At 40.0% G+C, this 15,896-nt stretch carries 14 protein-coding genes; 13 read left to right on the top strand and 1 reads right to left on the bottom strand.

All coding sequences use genetic code 11. The features are described 5' to 3' along the window. Window positions 1–318, bottom strand: a 318-nt coding sequence (locus tag RZN25_16375) for a hypothetical protein (GenBank protein ID MEQ6378389.1), incomplete at its 3' end; no start/stop codon positions are given. A gap of 259 nt (window positions 319–577) precedes the next feature. Between RZN25_16375 and RZN25_16370 the strand changes: the two genes are divergently transcribed. The 13 genes from RZN25_16370 to RZN25_16310 all read left to right on the top strand — a co-directional run bounded on the left by RZN25_16370 (window position 578) and on the right by RZN25_16310 (window position 15,577). After that, window positions 578–2,176 (top strand): peptide chain release factor 3, encoded by a 1,599-nt coding sequence (locus RZN25_16370; GenBank protein MEQ6378388.1) that lies wholly within the window; start codon window positions 578–580, stop codon window positions 2,174–2,176. Between the two features lie 230 nt (window positions 2,177–2,406). Then, a complete protein-coding gene (gene uvrB / locus RZN25_16365; GenBank protein MEQ6378387.1) occupies window positions 2,407–4,389 on the top strand; it encodes an excinuclease ABC subunit UvrB in 1,983 nt (660 codons plus the stop codon). 7 nt (window positions 4,390–4,396) lie between these two features. Further along, on the top strand, window positions 4,397–7,270 hold the full coding sequence (gene uvrA / locus RZN25_16360; GenBank protein MEQ6378386.1) for an excinuclease ABC subunit UvrA: 2,874 nt from the start codon (window positions 4,397–4,399) through the stop codon (window positions 7,268–7,270). 932 nt (window positions 7,271–8,202) lie between these two features. Beyond that, entirely contained in the window at window positions 8,203–8,562 is a 360-nt protein-coding gene (locus RZN25_16355; protein ID MEQ6378385.1) for a YojF family protein, read from the top strand. Between the two features lie 15 nt (window positions 8,563–8,577). Next, window positions 8,578–9,240 carry a bacillithiol biosynthesis deacetylase BshB2 gene (bshB2, locus tag RZN25_16350; GenBank protein MEQ6378384.1) on the top strand — a complete coding sequence of 221 codons (663 nt, stop codon included), beginning with the start codon at window positions 8,578–8,580 and terminating at the stop codon, window positions 9,238–9,240. Window positions 9,241–9,717: 477 nt separating this feature from the next. Further along, window positions 9,718–10,797 (top strand): DUF4097 domain-containing protein, encoded by a 1,080-nt coding sequence (locus RZN25_16345; protein ID MEQ6378383.1) that lies wholly within the window; start codon window positions 9,718–9,720, stop codon window positions 10,795–10,797. A 13-nt stretch (window positions 10,798–10,810) separates the two neighbouring features. Further along, on the top strand, window positions 10,811–11,008 hold the full coding sequence (locus RZN25_16340; protein ID MEQ6378382.1) for a PspC domain-containing protein: 198 nt from the start codon (window positions 10,811–10,813) through the stop codon (window positions 11,006–11,008). A gap of 3 nt (window positions 11,009–11,011) precedes the next feature. Then, complete coding sequence (locus RZN25_16335) at window positions 11,012–11,368, top strand: phage holin family protein (protein MEQ6378381.1); 357 nt, start codon at window positions 11,012–11,014, stop codon at window positions 11,366–11,368. Between the two features lie 294 nt (window positions 11,369–11,662). Beyond that, the gene (gene hprK, locus RZN25_16330) at window positions 11,663–12,598 is read left to right on the top strand and encodes an HPr(Ser) kinase/phosphatase (GenBank protein ID MEQ6378380.1); all 936 of its coding nucleotides are present in this window, start codon (window positions 11,663–11,665) and stop codon (window positions 12,596–12,598) included. Between the two features lie 17 nt (window positions 12,599–12,615). Further along, window positions 12,616–13,452 carry a prolipoprotein diacylglyceryl transferase gene (gene lgt / locus RZN25_16325; protein MEQ6378379.1) on the top strand — a complete coding sequence of 279 codons (837 nt, stop codon included), beginning with the start codon at window positions 12,616–12,618 and terminating at the stop codon, window positions 13,450–13,452. Window positions 13,453–13,475: 23 nt separating this feature from the next. After that, window positions 13,476–14,435, top strand: a complete 960-nt coding sequence (locus RZN25_16320) for a nucleoside recognition domain-containing protein (protein ID MEQ6378378.1) — start codon at window positions 13,476–13,478, stop codon at window positions 14,433–14,435. Further along, the gene (gene ppaX / locus RZN25_16315; GenBank protein MEQ6378377.1) at window positions 14,410–15,048 is read left to right on the top strand and encodes a pyrophosphatase PpaX; all 639 of its coding nucleotides are present in this window, start codon (window positions 14,410–14,412) and stop codon (window positions 15,046–15,048) included. Before RZN25_16320 ends, ppaX begins: the two co-directional genes overlap by 26 nt. Window positions 15,049–15,052: 4 nt before the next feature. After that, window positions 15,053–15,577, top strand: coding sequence for an acyltransferase (locus RZN25_16310; GenBank protein MEQ6378376.1), 525 nt, complete (start codon window positions 15,053–15,055; stop codon window positions 15,575–15,577). Window positions 15,578–15,896 lie beyond the last annotated feature (319 nt).

The following is a 15,896-nucleotide window of genomic DNA, read 5'->3' as shown; positions in this document are numbered from 1 at the left end:
CCCAAAGATAGACGCGCGAAATCCGGGGAGACGCGCGATGACCGGAAGTTGACGCACGCCAACCGGAAATAGACGCACGCGGCCCAGAAATAGACGCGCGAAATCCGAGGAGACGCGCAAAAGTAGGAAGTTGACGCGCGCCAACCGGAAGTTGACGCACGCGGCCCAGAGATAGACGCGCGAAATCCGAATAGACGCGCAAAAGTCAGAAAAAGACGCACGCCAACCGGAAATAGACGCGCAATCCCCAATGAAACACGCAAAAATAGGCGCGCCAACCGAAAACCGACGCTCGAAATTCCAAATGAACACACACAAAAGTTAAAACTCTCCATCCAATTGACGTTTTACTTGCTCCAATGGTATATTTTAAAGGCTGTGAATTTACTTCGCATGAACGGGCAGCCGACGATGAAGCAAGCTTCACCAACAAGGATGAAAAATTTAATAATTCACTTTATTTTTCCAACCAATATAAGTTACAATTGCAGCTAAATTTAAGAAAGGTGGCTCAGGCCCATGTAAGTTGTGTGAGGACCAAATGAATACAAAAATTTCATACAAAAGGGGTCTGAATATGAACAAGCAAATTAAACAAGAGGTTTCAAAACGTCGAACCTTTGCGATTATATCCCACCCAGATGCTGGGAAGACAACTTTAACCGAAAAGCTACTTTTATTCGGAAATTTAATTCGTTCTGCAGGGACGGTTAAAGGAAAGAAATCAGGAAAGTTTGCTACGTCTGACTGGATGGAAATCGAAAAGCAACGTGGAATTTCGGTAACGTCTAGCGTGATGAATTTTCCATACAAAGACTATCAAGTTAATATACTGGATACACCAGGACACGAAGATTTCAGTGAGGATACGTATCGTACTCTAACAGCTGTTGATAGTGTTGTGATGATTATTGATGCTACAAAGGGGATAGAGGCGCAAACGATTAAGCTTTTCAAGGTTTGTAGAATGCGTGGTATTCCTATTTTTACTTTTATTAATAAAATGGACCGAGAAGGACGAGAGCCTCTCGAACTTTTAGAAGAAATTGAAAATGTATTAGAGATTGAAACATATGCCATGAACTGGCCTGTGGGAATGGGAAAGAGATTCTTAGGGATTTTTGATCGAGATGGCCAACAGTTCATCAAATACAATTCCAAGGAAGAGGAAGAATATATTCCTTTTAGTGAGTTAGATCAACCGGAGCACCAATCGCTAACCTCACATCCAACTTACCAAGAGACAATGAATGAATTGGAGCTATTAGAGGAAGCAGGAAATGACTTTTCCCTAGAAAAAGTACTGCAGGGGGAGTTGACTCCAGTATTTTTCGGTAGTGCTCTTGCACCTTTTGGGGTTAAGACATTTTTTGATACATTCGTTTCTATGGCACCGTCTCCAACAGCTCGTCGTTCATCAGAAGGACTTGTATCACCTGAAGATGAAGAATTTTCTGGGTTCATTTTCAAAATCCAAGCTAATATGAATCCGGCACATCGGGATCGAGTGGCATTTGTCAGAGTTTGTTCCGGGGTGTTTGAACGAGGAATGTCTGTTACATTAAGTAGGACAGGTAAAACGTTTAAGCTATCTCAATCTCAGCAGTTTGTGGCTTCTGCTCGTGAAACGGTCGATGAGGCCTATGCAGGTGACATTATCGGAATCTATGATCCCAATGTATATCGAATTGGGGATACGCTCATTGGAGGGACAAAAGGGAATTTTGAATTTGATGAACTCCCGCAATTCCCACCAGAACAATTCCAAAAAGTATTTGTTAAAAACGTCATGAAATCAAAACAGTTTAAAAAAGGAATTGAGCAACTGGTACAAGAAGGAGCTATTCAGCTCTTCAAACGTAACAAAACAGAGGACTATATTTTAGGAGCAGTTGGGCAGTTACAGTTCGATGTGTTCGAGTATCGTATGAAAAATGAGTACAATGTCGAGGTGCTGTTTGAATCGATGGGAGATAGAATCCCAAGATGGTTAAAGCCAGAACAGGTGAAGGATTCCTTATTTGATGAACGAAGCCTGCTTGTTAAAGACCGTGATGATAATTATATTGCTCTTTTCAAAAATGACTTTTCGTTACGATGGTTCAAGGACAAAAATCCAGATGTTGAGCTTATTGATTTATTTGAAACGAACGAGTATGAGCAGTACAGCATGTAATAATCGCAATGAAAGTTATATTAGAAGAAGCATCTCTGATTGGGGTGCTTCTTTTCATAGTATAAAAAAATACGCGAGCATGAAACGAATGTTTGTTCGATTTTTGTGGTACAATGGGATTAATCTATGGTAAACTAACTATTGGTGAATTTTTATTAGATTCGGTATAGTGGTATCTAATAAGGAGAGTAATGGATACTTGAATGGCTTCTGAAAGAGGAGGGTTTTATATGGAGCAAACATTTGATATACATTCGGAGTATCAGCCGCAGGGTGACCAGCCGAAAGCGATAGAAGAAATTGTTCAAGGAATTAAAGATGGAAAAAGGCATCAAACCCTGCTTGGCGCAACTGGAACAGGGAAGACGTTTACGATGTCTAATGTCATCCAGCAGGTGAACAAACCAACTTTAGTTATTGCCCATAATAAAACATTAGCTGGACAGTTATATAGTGAATTCAAGGATTTCTTTCCAAACAATGCCGTAGAGTATTTTGTCAGCTACTATGACTACTATCAACCAGAAGCTTATGTACCTCAGACAGATACTTTTATTGAAAAAGACGCCAGTATAAATGATGAAATTGATAAATTAAGACACTCCGCGACATCGGCTCTTTTCGAGAGAAATGATGTGATTATAGTAGCTAGTGTGTCTTGTATATATGGTCTAGGTTCTCCTGAAGAGTATAAGGAACTCGTTCTATCCATCAGAGTTGGGATGGTAAAGGATAGAGACCAGCTTTTACGAGAGCTTGTTGACATTCAATATAACCGAAATGACATTGATTTTCAGCGTGGATCCTTTCGAGTTCGTGGGGATTCCGTAGAAATTATTCCAGCTTCACGGGAAGAGCACTGTATTCGTGTGGAATTTTTCGGGGATGAAATTGATCGGATACGCGAAGTTGATGCTTTAACAGGTGAGATTATTGGAGACCGTGAACATGTGGCTATTTTTCCGGCTTCTCACTTCGTAACTCGAGAAGAAAAAATGAAAATTGCCATTCAAAATATAGAAAAAGAGTTAGAAGAACGTTTAAAGGAGCTTCGTGCAGAAAATAAGCTTTTAGAAGCTCAACGATTAGAACAACGAACAAATTATGACCTGGAAATGATGAGGGAAATGGGGTTCTGTTCAGGGATTGAGAACTACTCGCGTCATTTAACCTTGAGACCACCAGGCTCAACGCCTTATACGCTTCTGGATTATTTTCCAGATGACTTTTTAATTGTCATTGATGAATCTCACGTTACCTTGCCTCAGATTCGTGGAATGTTTAATGGAGATAAGGCCAGAAAACAAGTGCTTGTGGATCATGGCTTCCGTTTGCCTTCAGCTCTTGATAACCGTCCGTTAATGTTTGAAGAGTTTGAGCAAAAAACGAATCAAATCGTCTATGTTTCTGCTACACCAGGCCCATATGAACTCGAACATACGCCTAAGATGACAGAACAGATTATTCGTCCAACTGGATTGCTTGATCCCAAAATTGAAGTTCGTCCGATTGAGGGACAAATTGATGACCTCATTGGGGAAATCAACATTCGCGCGGAAAGAAATGAGCGCGTCCTCGTGACTACACTAACGAAGAAAATGTCTGAGGATCTTACCGACTATTTAAAAGATGTTGGAATTAAAGTGGCTTACCTCCATTCTGAAATTAAAACCTTGGAGCGGATTGAAGTTATTCGGGATCTTCGAGTAGGAAAGTATGATGTTCTTATTGGAATTAACTTATTAAGAGAAGGTATTGATATTCCAGAGGTTTCCCTTGTTGCCATTTTGGATGCAGATAAGGAAGGCTTTCTTCGTTCTGAACGTTCTTTAATTCAGACTACTGGACGGGCTGCACGTAATGAGAATGGACAGGTCATTATGTATGCAGATAAAATTACGAAATCGATGAATATTGCGATTGAAGAAACGAATCGACGCCGTGAGAAGCAAAATGCCTTCAACGAAGAGCATGGGATTACTCCAAGGACAATTAGAAAAGAAATTCGTGACGTCATTCGAGCCTCTGTGGAAGGTATGGAAGAAGAGCAAGAGACAAAGGTATCCAAGTCCCTTGCCAAGATGACCAAAAAGGAAAAGGAAAAAGTGATCGAGGAAATGGAAAAGGAAATGAAAAAGGCCGCAAGAGAATTGAATTTCGAGAAAGCAGCCGAGCTTCGTGACTTAATCTTAGAGATGAAGGCTGAGGGGTGAAAATAGAATGGTAATGAAGTCAATCAAGGTTCAAGGGGCACGTGCCCATAACCTAAAAAATATAAATGTTGAAATTCCGAAACAAAAGCTAGTTGTATTGACTGGACTATCAGGGTCAGGGAAGTCCTCTCTTGCCTTTGATACCATTTATGCAGAAGGTCAAAGACGTTATGTAGAATCATTAAGTGCCTATGCTCGTCAATTTTTGGGGCAAATGGATAAGCCAGATGTTGATTCTATTGAAGGGTTATCTCCTGCTATTTCTATTGACCAAAAAACAACGAGCCGAAATCCGCGCTCGACTGTTGGAACGGCAACAGAGATTTACGATTACCTGAGGCTTTTATTTGCTCGAGTAGGAAGACCAACTTGTCCTATCCATGGAATTGAAATATCATCTCAAACCGTTCAACAGATGGTAGACAGAATCATGGATTATCCTGAAAGGACAAAACTTCAGATTCTTGCTCCTTTTGTTTCGGGGAGAAAAGGGACCCATGTTAAGGCATTAGAAGACTTGAAAAAAGAAGGCTATGTACGCCTTCGTGTCAATGGGGAAACTCGTGACATTAATGATGATATTAATTTAGATAAAAATAAAAAACATTCGATCGAGGTTGTTATTGACCGTATTGTTGTTAAGGAAGGCATTAGAGGTCGTTTATCTGATTCACTTGAATCTGCTCTCAATCTTGGGGATGGCAAAGTTATCGTTGATATCATTGACCAAGAAGAGCTAGTTTTCAGTGAGCATTTTGCCTGCCCTGAGTGTGGTTTTTCTATTAGTGATTTGGAACCGCGCTTATTTTCTTTCAACAGCCCATTTGGTGCTTGTGAAAAATGTGATGGGTTAGGTACTCAACTAGAAGTTGACCTTGACCTTGTCATTCCAGACTGGGATCGGACATTAAGAGATCATGCGATTGCTCCATGGGAACCAACAAGCTCTCAATATTATCCATCCTTATTAGAGGCTGTATGTACACATTATGGAATTGATATGGACACCCCAGTTAAAAACATCCAAAAGGATCAGATGGAAAAAATCTTGTTCGGAAGCGGAAAAGAAAAAATCTTTTTTAGCTACCAGAATGAGTTTGGTGTTTTGAGAGAAAACGATATTTATTTTGAGGGCGTTATTCATAACGTAGCCCGCCGTTACAAGGAGACAAACTCTGATTTTATTCGTGAACAAATGGAAAAATATATGGTTCAAAAGGATTGTCCGAAATGTAAAGGTTATCGATTAAAGGAGGAAGCCAGGGCGGTTCTTATTAATGGCAAGCATGCTGGCCAGGTGACGGAATTATCTGTAACAGAAGCGACTGACTTTTTTAAAAATCTTAACCTTACAGAAAAAGAACAAAAGATTGCTCATATGATTTTAAAGGAAATCCAAGAGCGCTTAAATTTTCTAGCCAATGTAGGATTAGATTATTTGAATCTTTCTCGTGCGGCAGGGACCCTTTCAGGTGGGGAAGCACAACGTATCCGGCTAGCTACCCAAATTGGATCAGCTTTAACGGGGGTATTGTATGTACTTGATGAACCCTCTATAGGTCTCCATCAAAGAGATAATGATCGTTTGCTTTCTACCCTCCAACGAATGAGGGATCTCGACAATACACTTTTGGTGGTAGAGCATGATGAAGACACAATGCTTGCTGCGGACTACCTCATTGATATAGGACCAGGGGCAGGTGTTCATGGAGGGGAAATCATAGCCATGGGCACTCCGGAAGAGGTAATGAAGAACAAAAAATCTTTAACGGGACAATACCTTTCTGGGGAAAAGTTTATTCCTCTTCCTGTGGAACGAAGAAGACCAGACGGCCGTTTTGTTGAAATCATTGGAGCTGTAGAGAACAATTTAAAGAATACGAATGCTCAAATTCCACTTGGTTTGTTCACTGTTGTAACTGGTGTATCTGGATCTGGTAAAAGTAGTCTGGTGAACGAAATCTTATATAAATCGGCCGCAAGGATCCTTAATGGAGCAAAAATCAAGGCCGGGCAACACAAGGAAATGAAGGGCCTTGAGCAATTAGACAAGGTCATTGATATTGACCAATCGCCCATTGGAAGGACCCCGCGTTCTAATCCAGCAACATATACCGGTGTATTTGATGATATTCGCGATGTATTTGCTCAAACCAATGAAGCGAAAATTCGCGGGTATAAGAAAGGCCGTTTCTCTTTTAATGTAAAAGGTGGGCGTTGTGAGGCTTGTCGAGGAGATGGGATTATCAAAATTGAAATGCATTTCCTGCCAGATGTGTATGTCCCGTGTGAAGTTTGCCATGGTCACCGATACAATCGTGAAACTTTGGAAGTGAAGTATAAGGGTAAAAACATTGCTGATGTACTAGAAATGACTATTGAAGACGCTCTTGAGTTTTTCGAAAATATACCAAAAATTAAACGTAAACTGCAAACGATTGCTGACGTTGGTTTGGGATATGTGACCCTTGGACAGCCTGCTACGACTCTATCAGGGGGAGAAGCTCAACGTGTAAAGTTAGCTAGTGAGCTTCATAGAAGATCAACTGGACGTTCTCTCTATATTTTAGACGAACCAACCACTGGACTTCATGTAGATGATATCAGTAGATTACTAAAAGTCCTTCAGCGTCTCGTAGAAAATGGGGACACCGTAATTATTATCGAGCATAATATGGATGTCATTAAATGTGCAGATTATTTGATTGACCTTGGACCTGAAGGTGGAGACCGAGGCGGTGAAATTATCGCAACCGGTACTCCAGAAGAAGTTGCAGAGAATAACATCTCTCACACAGGTAGGTACTTGAAGCCAATCCTAGAACGTGACCGAGAAAGAATGGATAAACGCATTAAAAAGAAAGAGAAATTATTAAGATAATATGATTTGGTGAAGAATGGGAACACCACTGGCCTACTATGGGCTGGTGGTGTTTTTTTTACAAGATAAAGTATAAAATTTGTCTAGCTCCAGCGCCCTATCGACTAGAGTCGGTTCCCTCCTCTCCATCGATAAGTCAACATCGATGAAGGAGGTTCGGTTAAAAACGCGACATCCGATTACTCGGCCCACCGAAAACATTTGTCGCAACACCGAACTGACTCGCAGGATGCGAGCCCTCGTGAACCGTGTTTCCTTTGGGCCTACACGATGTAGGTCACGTCGGCGTTGTCACACGATGTGACGGCTTTAGCCGACGATCCTTAATATCGATGAGGTCCACCGCCTTACGTCGATGATCGAGGGCGCTTGCGCTTTTCTTAATTTCGTGGTTTGAGGTTTGACCTTTTTCTTTTTAAACAATTATACGGACTCTATCATCAGTGGGGGACGGCTACTGATTGAAGTTTCACTTTATGTGCAAATCCCCCCATTTGCGAGCTCTTTTCTAACTTTAAGTGATGACTGAAATGGTTAAGTGATGGTTATCAAAATTTAAGTGCCAACGGAGTCGATTTAAGTGACGATTTTTCTGAGCATAGTGACGTTTACTGAGGTTGAGTGCCACCACCTAGACTTGCGTGCTAAAAGTAGAGTTTGAGTGCCATTCGCCTACATTCATAGTGACAAAATAAGCGATTTAAGTGACGATTTTTCGAACCCAAATTCCGATAAGTGACGTTGACATTGTTTATGTGAAAAGATTAAGACTTAAGTGCCGCCCACTCCTCTACAATGTGACAACAAAAAGGTTTAAGTGCCGCACGCCCCTCTCCATAGATCGTAAACACCCCCTCGAGCAGTTCTCTTTCATTGACTCTATTCACTCAATTCGGTAATGTTTTAAGTGGATACTGAAAGGAGTCAAGAGTATGAAGGCAATCGAAAAAAGCCGTGTACAGGATCTCATTGATCAATTTGTTAATGAAGAAGTTTTTATACATTTAGAGACGACGAATGGGGCTTATGCCAAGCATTTCAATGAGAAGGCATATAATGTAGGAGCTTATATTCGTAATGCAAGAATAAAATATTCCCATGGGAAAATTGTAGAGAATCAGATAGATGATTCTTTCCGTGTGGGTTTGAAACATGAAGATGGATGGGTGTATGCTGAAGGTTTAACAGACTTTGAATTGGATGACCAAGGCCGATTATTGATGGCTGGGCACAATGAAGAAGGAAAATTAATGATAGCCTTTGAAATCAGCCGTACACCTTTTGACAACTAGGGAGGAGATTGGGAGATGGAAAAGCATGTCGTAGTCATATACCCTCATCCAGATGACGAGTCCTTTGGGGCAGCAGGTACCATAACAAAATTTCGTCAAGAGGGGGTACCAGTAACATACTTATGTGGAACATTAGGTGAAATGGGTCGTAATATGGGAAGTCCTTTTTTTGCTACTCGCGAATCCCTGCCAAAGATTCGAAAAAAAGAGCTTATGGATGCATGTAAAGTACTTGATATGGATGTTCATATGCTGGGATACCGTGATAAAACGGTAGAATTTGAAAAAAGAGAAGAAATTGCAGCCCATATTAAAGGGTATTTAGAAAAAATTCAACCGAGTCTTGTAATTACACATTATCCAGAGCACGCAGTTCATCCAGATCATGATGCCATGGGAGCAGCTGCAATTGAGGCTGTTCGTATGATGGATACTGAAAAAAGACCAACCGTATGGGCTCAGGCAATTACAAAAAACAAGTTGGAAACATTGGGTAAACCAGATGTCATCCAAGATGTTCAACCATACTTCAGTAAAAAAATGGAAGCCGTTGAAGCGCATCGTTCGCAGGCAGAAGGGATGCTTAGTCAGTTTCGCGAGGAATTAAATTCTGACGTGCCCAATCAAGCTCTCTTAGAACGATTCAGGTATGAGGAGTTTTATGTTTGGAAGTTTTAGTTCTTTTTTTCTAGCTACATCACCCTATCGACTATAGCCGTTTTCCTTATCTAGTGCAGTGAGTCACCATCGAATAAGGAGGTTCGGTTAAAAACGCAACATCGCGGGGTTTCTCGGCCTGCCAAAAACATTTGTTGTAACATCGAACGGAATCGCATCCTGGTGAACCTGTTTCCGACAAGAAACGTATACTAAAACCGCCACATCGTGTGGAGGCGTCGTCTACGGGACCTGGTTCCTCAAAGAAGCAAATATTTAACTTCGTGTGGAGAAACTCATTGTAGCTTTCGGCCTCAAGCTCCTTACGTCAATAAGAAAGCGTGATTCCGCTTTTCCTTTCATCTACGACCCTAGACTTAGATAAAATGGTTCTGGGGTTGTTTTTTATTCCTTTGTAAATCGGGTAACCTAATATTATATGAAACGTCAGAAGTAACAGATTCGTATGATAGATAGGTGCAATGAGGAGGAGTAAAAATGAGTGAGGAGAAAAAACGTATTTTAAAGCTCGTGGAAGATGGGGTTTTGTCTGCTGAGGAAGGGCTCGCTTTATTAGAAAAGTTGGAAAAGCCAAAGGAGAAAACGTTTGAAATTTCAACTAATGTCGATTGGGAAAATGAGCAAGAAAGGCTCGAGCAAGGAGAAAGTAACACAAGCTTAAGACAGAAAATTTTTGAATTCATTGATGAAACTATAGAAAAAATCAAAAAAGTTGATTTAGATTTGAACTTTGGAGCATATGAAGAGGTTTCTCATATTTTTCAATTAAGAGGCGAGAATTTCGAGGATGTTATTATTGATCTATCAAATGGGGATTTGCAAATTGAGTTATGGGATGACCCTGACGTTCGAGTTGAATGTAAAGCTAAGGTTTATCATGCAAAGAGTAAGGAGCATGCCAAAGAGTTTTTCTTAGACCATGTGGATGCTTCTGTCAGGGAAGGGCTTTTTCATTTCTCAAGTGATTCTAAAAAAGTAAAGTCCGATGTGAAACTGTATTTTCCAAAGCACTCCTATGAAAAATTAGTTGCTCGTTTATTCAACGGAACGATTCAAACAAAATCTATGGATATTGGAAAAGTGACCTTGAAAACAGCTAATGGAAAAATTCGTGTGGAACAGTTAAAAGCAGAAGAACTTGAGGTTGAAACATCTAATGGGAACATTCTGCTTGAGGATGTTTCTCTGAACGAGTGTGATGTGGAAAGTATCAATGGGAAAATACAATTAGTAGGAGCTTTTAGTAAGGTTGATGTTCAGACAGTGAATGGTAGCATTGACTGTCAATGGAAGGATGGCCTTCCACGTGCTGGATTTTTCCGTAACACATCAGGGAATATAAATTTAACGCTCCCTAGACATGTTCAAATTCACGCGGAGTTAAAAACAGCCCTTGGAAACACGTCCTGTAATTTAGACGATTACCATGTGATTGAAGAGCGCAAGGATGTGCTTGGAAAATATCTTCATGTGGAAGCACAAAAGGAACAGGAAAGTACCCTTCATATTGATGCAGAATCCAAGACAGGATCTATTCAAATTCAATCCAATTCGTAAGGAGGTAAGAGTTATGTCTAAAAAGATGTATCGTTCTAGATCGAATCGAATGATTGGTGGTGTAATTGGGGGATTGGCGGAGTATATTGGAATGGACGTTACCATACTAAGACTAATTTACATCGTACTTTTAGTATTCACTGCCTTTTTCCCTTTGGCGATTGTTTATTTAGTTGCTATGTTTATCATTCCCAAAGATAGTGAGGTGTAAGGATTGAGAAGGTGGATCTTAAGTTTAATAATTAATAGTGTTGCATTAATTGCGGTAGGGCAGCTTTTTGATGCTATTCATATTGATGGATTCGGAACTGCTCTATTAGCCAGCTTGATATTGTCAATTTTAAATGTCATTGTTAAACCGATTTTAGTGATTTTAACACTTCCAATTACCGTTTTATCACTAGGTTTGTTCCTATTCATCATTAATGCTATTACTTTAACGATAACCGAGATGCTATTAGGGACTTCTTTCGTCGTTGATGGATTTGGCACAGCCATCATAGCGGCCATCATCATATCCATACTAAATTTATTGCTTAATGCCCTATTTAAAGATTTAAGAAAAAGCTAAGCTCAGGTTGGGGCCTAGCTTTTCTTTTTGATTTAAATAACTTGATGACCATTCTACCAGTGAAGACCATTTCTCTATCAAGAGCCATAGCTGGTATGAAGACCATTTCTACACCAGAAGTGGGAGAAATATGCTTCATCGTCTGCATGAAGCCCATTTCTCATCCAAAAGCTGCAACAAATATGTTTCACCTCCTCCTACCTGTGGTGAAAATAACATAAGAGTCCAAAACTATTTCTATCTGTTAGGATTTAATGCTAAAATAGGAATCAGTGAATTTAAGGAGGAACCATGATGGCCAAAGTTCAAACAAAAGATTTATTAGATCGATTTTCTCTTGAGCTAGTAACCGGTGAGGATGGAATTCATCGGGAAATCGTGACAAGCGACATCTCGAGGCCTGGAATGGAAATAGCAGGTTACTTTAAATATTATCCTGCCAATCGTTTGCAACTTTTAGGGAAAACAGAGATTTCGTTTTTCTCAGAGCTAACAGATGAAGAACAAAAAGATCGTGCCGTACGACTTTGTACAGATATTACTCCGGGCATTGTAGTCACAAGAAATTTGGACATTCCTAATGCTATTTATGCGGCAGCAAAGGATGCAGGAGTGCCTCTCATGCGGTCTCCCCATAAAACTACTCGAGTAATTAGTCGTTTAACTAATTTTCTGGAATCAAAATTCGCCCCGTTCACAGCTATTCATGGTGTGCTTGTGGACATCTATGGTGTAGGTGTTTTAATCACAGGACAAAGTGGGGTTGGTAAAAGTGAAACAGCTCTTGAACTCGTGAAACGAGGACATCGTTTAGTCGCTGATGACAGCGTGGAAATTCGTCAGGAAGACTATGATACATTAATTGGAAATTCACCTCCCCTGATTGAACATCTACTGGAAATCCGTGGACTCGGAATTATAAACGTGATGACTCTATTCGGTGCAGGTGCAGTACGGTCTCACAAACGGATCACGTATTCCATTCATCTAGAGCTTTGGGATCAAAAAAAACAATACGACCGCCTAGGTCTTGAGGAAGAAACCATAAGAATTATGGATGTGGATATACCAAGAGCGACTATTCCTGTTAGACCAGGTCGTAACCTTGCTGTTATTATAGAGGTTGCTGCCATGAACTTTAGATTGAAACGAATGGGGATTAATGCAGCAGAAGAGTTTTCAGAACGTCTTACTCAGATGATAGAAAAAGGAAATTCAGATTTGGATTAGGGATAGGAGGATTAAACATGTATACGGAACTACTCTTAAATACTATTGAACCACTCGATCGTGTGTTTATTAACTTGGGCCCATTTCCGATCTATTGGTATGGGGTTATTATTGCTTCTGGTGCCTTTCTTGGACTGTGGATTGCAACTAGAGAAGCGGTGCGTCTCGGTCTAAATAAGGATTTATTTGTTGATTTATTAGTATTTGCAATTCCAATAGCTATCATTAGTGCCAGAATTTACTACGTAGCCTTTGAATGGGAACGTTACAAGAATGGCTCTTTTATTGACATGATTGCTATTTGGGAAGGTGGCATTGCCATTCATGGTGCTCTCATTGGTTCGGTCATTACAGCCTATTTTTTCGCAAAAAAGAAGGATGTTTCCTTCTGGAAAATTGCTGATATTGCAGCACCGAGCATAATACTTGGTCAGGCGATTGGTCGTTGGGGAAATTTCATGAACCAGGAAGCTCATGGAGGAGTGATTCAGCAGCCATATCTTGACTATCACCTTCAAATTTTACCTGATTTTATAATGGATCAAATGTATATTAATGGACAGTATTGGTATCCAACGTTCCTCTATGAATCCATCTGGAACTTTCTTGGATTCGGTCTTTTGTTATGGTTACGTCGTAAAAATTTATTCCGTGGAGAAATGTTCCTAACGTATGTGATCTGGTATTCCTTTGGACGTTTCTTTATTGAAGGAATGAGGACGGATAGTCTATACATCATTGGTAACCTAAGAACAGCTCAAGTCATTTCTGTTGTTCTAATCATTCTTGCTATTGTACTCATTTTCTATAGAAGAAATAACGGTTGGGCTAAAAAAAGGTACAAGGACAAATAGTCAGTCTTGAAGGTGGGGATAACATGAAGGGAATTTTGCAAAGAGGGTTACGGGAAGGGCTTAAAGTAACATGGACGTTAGGTAAAGTTATATTTCCTGTGACTCTAATTGTCTCTATCTTAGAATATACCCCTCTATTAAAATGGATCATTGATTTTATTGCACCAGCAATGGGGTTGATTGGACTCTCAGGAGAAGCGGCAATTCCATTGGTGTTAGGTAACTTTTTAAACTTGTATGCGGCCATTGGAGCGATCATCACGATCGACTTTACTGTTAAAGAAGTTTTTATTTTAGCTGTTATGCTTTCATTTTGTCACAACTTGATTATTGAATCTACATTAGCTGCTAAGGTTGGGGTCCGGTTTTGGGTAGTCGTAGGGGTTCGACTCATGCTTGCTCTCATTTCTGGAATACTTATTAACCTATTCTGGCAAGGTGGCAGCGAAATGGCTCAATATGGAATGAAGCCTGAAAGTGTTGTGGAACCTAATGGTTGGCTTCAGATTGGGTGGGAAGGCTTAACTACTGCCTTTTTTGGGGTTTTGCAATTAGCTTTAATTGTTATTCCATTAATGATTGTTATGCAATATTTACGTGAAAAAGGTTGGATGGCTGTCTTTACTCGCTGGATGACCCCAGCTACTAAAGTCCTCGGTATGAAACCTAATACTAGCAGTACATTGGTGGCAGGGCTAACGATAGGCTTAGCTTATGGAGCTGGTGTTATGATTCAGGCAGTAAAGGATGAAGGTGTATCTAAAAAAGATATGTATTTAGCTCTAATCTTCTTAGTTTCTTGTCACGCAGTGATTGAAGACACCTTGATCTTTGTTCCATTAGGAATACCGGTCTTGCCCCTTTTAGGTATTCGCGTAGTGACTGCTGTATTGTTAACAATGACCGTAGCTGCGATTTGGAGGCAACTTGAAAAACAGAAAGGAACGGAAACGTCACATGAGCATTCGTACACTTCTCTTTGATTTAGATGGAACATTAATTGATACAAATGAATTAATTATTTCCTCTTTTGCACATACTTTGGACCAATATGCTCCAGGAAAGTATGAGAGAGAGGATATTCTCGCATTCATGGGGCCCCCATTAAAGGATACCTTTATTCAGGTAGATCCTAATCGAGTGGAGGAAATGATTGAAACTTATCGAGCCCATAATCTTGAACATCATGACCAGCTTGTCATTCCATTCCCAGGGGTTGTAGATACGATGAAATCATTGAAGGAAAAAGGATATAAACTTGGCATTGTTACAACAAAGATGAGACGTACAGTGGAAATGGGTTTAATTATCACCGGACTGGAAGGGCTTTTTGATACTGTCATTACTCTTGATGACGTCAAAAAAGCTAAGCCAGATCCAGAACCAATTTATAAAGCGCTAGATGCTCTAGACTCTATACCTGAGGAAACCATCATGGTTGGTGACAATTATCATGATATTGAAGCAGGTAAAAATGCTGGAACCAAAACAGCAGGGGTAGCTTGGACTATCAAGGGAAAAGATTTTTTGGGAAAATACAATCCAGATTATATGCTTGAAGAGATGGAAGACTTGTACAAGATACTTGGGGTGTGATGGTATGCGTAATACGAAACGTTATCGAGTTCAGGGATCGAATTCACTTTGGCAAATCTATAAGACCGTATCCTTTTGGAAAGTGGTGAAAAATTTCATTTTTATTCAGATAGGACGTTATACTCCATTTCTTTCCATGAAAAACTGGATATATCGTACTTTTTTGCGGATGAAGGTCGGAGAACAGACAGCATTTGCCTTAATGGTAATGCCAGATATTATGTTTCCTGAAAAAATAACGGTAGGTCGTAACACGGTCATTGGATTTAATACGACTCTTTTGGCCCATGAGTATTTAATTAATGAATATCGCCTGGGAGAAGTGATTATAGGAGACGAAGTGATGATTGGTGCGAACTCCACCATTTTACCTGGAGTAACGATAGGTGATCGTGCGATTGTTTCTGCTGCAACTTTGGTTCACAAAGATGTTCCCCCTGGAAGTTTCGTAGGTGGAAATCCCATGCGTGTCATTTACACGAAAGAACAAATGGATAAAAGAATAGAGAATGGTGAATTTGTAAGATAAGCTCCCTATTAGGGGGCTTTTTTAAAACTTTCTAATTGGCAGGAGCTCAGATTTTTAGATTTTTCACTTTATATTTAGAGACAGGTTTGTTTGCACAATATTTAACCTCTTAGCTCAAATTTCTTTGCCTATGCTCTCTTATTATCCTTTATGCTCGGAATTGCGTGGGTCTATGCTCAACATTCAATGTTTTATGCTCGGTTTTTTTGGAGTAATGCTCAAAATGAAACTGATATGCTCGATACACCAGATTTAAGCTCAACATTTTCCCGTTATGCGCGAGAGCCACCAATCATATGCTCAACATTCAATGTTTTAT

This window comes from Bacillaceae bacterium S4-13-56 (assembly GCA_040191315.1).
GTDB lineage: Bacteria > Bacillota > Bacilli > Bacillales > JAWJLM01 > JAWJLM01.
This window is presented reverse-complemented; position numbering and strand designations above follow the sequence as displayed.

Excerpts from the sequence above, each read along its gene's own strand:
- RZN25_16370 (MEQ6378388.1), top strand. The coding sequence starts at position 578 with ATGAACAAGCAAATTAAACAAGAGGTTTCAAAACGTCGAACCTTTGCG.
- uvrB (MEQ6378387.1), top strand. The coding sequence starts at position 2,407 with ATGGAGCAAACATTTGATATACATTCGGAGTATCAGCCGCAGGGTGAC.
- uvrA (MEQ6378386.1), top strand. The coding sequence starts at position 4,397 with ATGGTAATGAAGTCAATCAAGGTTCAAGGGGCACGTGCCCATAACCTA.
- RZN25_16355 (MEQ6378385.1), top strand. The coding sequence starts at position 8,203 with ATGAAGGCAATCGAAAAAAGCCGTGTACAGGATCTCATTGATCAATTT.
- bshB2 (MEQ6378384.1), top strand. The coding sequence starts at position 8,578 with ATGGAAAAGCATGTCGTAGTCATATACCCTCATCCAGATGACGAGTCC.
- RZN25_16345 (MEQ6378383.1), top strand. The coding sequence starts at position 9,718 with ATGAGTGAGGAGAAAAAACGTATTTTAAAGCTCGTGGAAGATGGGGTT.
- RZN25_16340 (MEQ6378382.1), top strand. The coding sequence starts at position 10,811 with ATGTCTAAAAAGATGTATCGTTCTAGATCGAATCGAATGATTGGTGGT.
- hprK (MEQ6378380.1), top strand. The coding sequence starts at position 11,663 with ATGGCCAAAGTTCAAACAAAAGATTTATTAGATCGATTTTCTCTTGAG.
- lgt (MEQ6378379.1), top strand. The coding sequence starts at position 12,616 with ATGTATACGGAACTACTCTTAAATACTATTGAACCACTCGATCGTGTG.
- RZN25_16320 (MEQ6378378.1), top strand. The coding sequence starts at position 13,476 with ATGAAGGGAATTTTGCAAAGAGGGTTACGGGAAGGGCTTAAAGTAACA.
- ppaX (MEQ6378377.1), top strand. The coding sequence starts at position 14,410 with ATGAGCATTCGTACACTTCTCTTTGATTTAGATGGAACATTAATTGAT.
- RZN25_16310 (MEQ6378376.1), top strand. The coding sequence starts at position 15,053 with ATGCGTAATACGAAACGTTATCGAGTTCAGGGATCGAATTCACTTTGG.